At 61.2% G+C, this 3,225-nt stretch carries 3 protein-coding genes and 1 pseudogene; all 4 read left to right on the forward strand.

Translation table 11 applies throughout. The annotated features are described in order from the left end of the window. A pseudogene (locus tag ACH2EH_RS20095) lies at window positions 1-202 on the forward strand (hypothetical protein); the annotation flags it as partial. A 6-nt stretch (window positions 203-208) separates the two neighbouring features. Continuing rightward, entirely contained in the window at window positions 209-1,123 is a 915-nt protein-coding gene (locus ACH2EH_RS20100) for a family 43 glycosylhydrolase (RefSeq protein ID WP_395144488.1), read from the forward strand. Window positions 1,124-1,129: 6 nt separating this feature from the next. Then, window positions 1,130-2,233 (forward strand): hypothetical protein, encoded by a 1,104-nt coding sequence (locus ACH2EH_RS20105; protein ID WP_395144490.1) that lies wholly within the window; start codon window positions 1,130-1,132, stop codon window positions 2,231-2,233. Window positions 2,234-2,319: 86 nt separating this feature from the next. Continuing rightward, the gene (locus ACH2EH_RS20110) at window positions 2,320-3,183 is read left to right on the forward strand and encodes a formylglycine-generating enzyme family protein (protein ID WP_395144492.1); all 864 of its coding nucleotides are present in this window, start codon (window positions 2,320-2,322) and stop codon (window positions 3,181-3,183) included. The last annotated feature ends 42 nt before the right edge of the window (window positions 3,184-3,225 follow it).

Here is a 3,225-nt window from a genome sequence, read left to right on the forward strand (position 1 = left end):
CCAAGCGCTGATTCTCAGTGTCCGCTCCAACGACTTCAGCCCATGGGTGAGGGTATTCGGGCCGGATGGTGTCGAAATCTCAGGTGAGGGTACAGGCACGCTCTATGGGCTCACTCTGCCCCTGGAGGGCACCTACACGATCTGGGTTTCGCGCAAAATCGGGGCGGGCAAGTACACGGTGCGCCTGATCGAGGCGGAATAAATAACGATGAGCATTTACACCAACCCGGTCTGGGACGCTGACTTTCCTGATCCGCATGTGATTGCCTGGAAAGGACGCTTTTTCGCCTACGCCACCGAAACGGCAAAGCACGGCAGTGGTTTTCAGGTAATGGAGTCGAGGGACTTGGTGCACTGGACGCACAGGGGGATTTGTTTCACGCCGCCTTGGTCCAAAGAGCACCTCTGGGCCCCCGAAGTCATCACCCACAAAAACGCGCTCTGGATGACCTATTCGGCGCTGAATCCACAGACCAAGAAGCACGATATCGGAATCGCCGTGGCAAGTGCGCCGACGGGACCATTTGTGCATAAAGCGATCTTAGTGAGCGGCGAGAACAATAAAGTGGGCGTGATTGACACGACGCTTCACCTGGAAAAAGATGGCAGCGCGTGGCTACTCTACTCCGAGGAGGAGCCGCGCCGCATTGTGATGCGCAAGCTCGCGAGCGACTGGCTGAGCACCGTGGGAGACCTCATCGAGATTGTTCGACCGACCGAGCCCTGGGAGCGCGGTGTCAACGAAGCCCCCACCGTGTTGGTGCGAGGCGGAAAGTACCATCTTCTCTACTCCGCAGGCTGGTTTGAGTCCAGCAAGCGCGAAGCCAGCTACTGCATCGCCCACGCCATGAGTGAAAAACTCGCCGGGCCGTATGTGAAGACCGGCGCGATTCTGGCCAGTCTGCCGGGCCGTGTCTGGGGGCCGGGCCATCAGTGCGTGGTGACAGTTGGCAAAAACAAAGACGACTGGCTGCTCTATCATGGCTGGAGCGATACAAATGAGCCGCGCTACGGCTCCAACCCCAGAGGCAGAACCCTGCGCTTAGAGAAACTAAACTGGCGCGAGGGCATCCCACAACCCCTCGCCCCGACAACCACGCCACAGACCGGAAAAACCGTATAATACTTCATGAGTGAGAAGCCACTGGCACGCCGCATCGCGGAGCGCGGGTTTCCGTCGGTGTTTCAGGCATGGAGCCCCGCCGACGAACCCAAAAGTATCCCCGCCGAGGCAATGCTCGCCCGGCATGACTTAATCTTTCATGGCCCAGAGTTCTTCGGTCTGCGCTGGAACCGCCAACCCACGGGCCTGGCCGATGGCTTCACGCCCGAGAGTATCGAAGTGGCAAAGAAGCGCCGAGCGGAGCTTCTCACACGCAATCCCAATACGGTGCTCCTCGCCGAGATTCGCTACAGAGACGCCCACACGAGCTATCTGCCCGAGGATCATCCCTGGTGGAAGCGCGATAAAACCGGCAAGCGTACGCCCGGCTGGGAAGAGGGTGGCTACTGGCTTTTGGACTTTGGCAATCCCTCGTTTCGTGGGCAAGTTGCCGCGCAAGCCAGAGCCGCCGTGGCAAGCGGCGTACTCGACGGCGTGATGCTGGACTGGTGGATAGACGATGACGAGCGCCTGGCACTCGCCAAATCCATTCGTGAGGCGATTGGGCCAAGCGCCTTAATTCTCGCCAACGCCAATGACAGACAGACCCCGCGCACCGCGCCTTTTGTCAATGGCTTTTTCATGGAGTGCTACCGCAGCAAGACCCCGGGCGACTGGCGACGGATTGCCCAAACTCTGGAGTGGGCACAGAAGAACCTGAGGCAGCCGCGCATCAACTGTGTGGAGAGCTGGTACCACAAGAGCCGCGACGATAAGCCGCTCATGCGCCTGATCTCGACACTCACGCTGTGCCTCTCCGACGGCTACTGCCTCTTCTCCGACCCCAATGACCTGCCGACCCCGGACCACCGCCACCGCTGGTACGATTTCTGGAACAAGTCGCTGGGGAGGCCGCTTGAGCGCGGAACCCCGCTGGGCATGGTCGAAAAAGCACACCCGCTGGGCTGGTACCGAGACTTCGACAGAGGCCGCGTCGTCTGCGTCCTGCCCGATGCCAAGCCGTTTGAGATCCAGTTCGATGCGCCCCACAAAAGCGCCGCCACGGGCAAAGTCTCCAAAATCCACACCATCCCCCCCGGCGACGGCGACTTGCTGCTACTTCGAGGATAAGCCTAGCCTATGAAAACCTTCATCGGTCGTCTGCGTTTTACCTACTCCTGCTACTCAGTGGCGGGGCGAGCTGCTGTCAGCGGCCCGTGCCCTTGATACTCGACAGCTCCGCGATGACCTTGGAGCACTCCGACTTTGATGGCACGCGGGCGGGCGACAGCCGTGAGATCGCCAGAGTTCCGCTGTGCTGGTGCCCGCCGGGCCGCTTTATCATGGGAAGCCCCCCCGGCGAGCCGGAGCGTCGGCCCGGCGAGGATCAGGTGCAAGTGGTCCTGACCCGGGGCTTCTGGATGGCTAAGTTCGAGGCGACGCAGGGGCAGTGGAAGCGTGTGATGGGGGCGCTGCCCGGCCCACTGACGGCGGAGCTACCCGCAGGCGACGCGCTCCCAGTGGGCAATGTCAACTTCGTCGAGGCCGAAGCCTTCTGCCTGAAGCTCACGGCGCTCGGCCATAAAGCGGGCACACTTCCAAAAGACTGGGAGTTCCGGCTTCCCACCGAGGCACAGTGGGAGTATGCATGCCGAGCGGGAACCACCACCGCAACATCGTTTGGCAACTCGCTCAGTAGCAAGCAGGCGAACTTCATGGGCAAGCCCTACAACGGAGCCGCGCCTGGGCCCTCGCTCAAAGTGGCGGCAAAGGTCGGTAGCTACCCCGCCAATCCCTGGGCCCTGCACGACATGCATGGCAATATCTTCGAGTGGTGCCGGGACTGGTACCACGAGCGGCTACCGGGCGGCAAGAACCCCGATCTGTACGGCGCAAAAGCCACCGCAACTAAAAGCGGGAATGGCGCAATCGCCCGATCCCGCCGGGGCGGTGCCTGGACCGATGAGGGCTGGCCGTGCCGATCCGCCTTTCGCCTGCGCTTTGAACCTGAGCGTCGCTACGACCATATCGGTTTTCGCGTCCTCGCCGTTCGGTCGGAGCAGGAGCCCAAACTCCCCTAAAGGAAACCACTATGCTGAAAAAACTTCCCTGGCAAGACATCT

The organism is Armatimonas sp., from assembly GCF_043760365.1.
In the GTDB taxonomy this organism is placed as follows: Bacteria; Armatimonadota; Armatimonadia; order Armatimonadales; family Armatimonadaceae; genus Armatimonas.

Bases quoted from the DNA above. Each gene is read 5' to 3' on its own strand.
- ACH2EH_RS20105 (WP_395144490.1), top strand. From the start codon at position 1,130: ATGAGTGAGAAGCCACTGGCACGCCGCATCGCGGAGCGCGGGTTTCCG.
- ACH2EH_RS20100 (WP_395144488.1), top strand. From the start codon at position 209: ATGAGCATTTACACCAACCCGGTCTGGGACGCTGACTTTCCTGATCCG.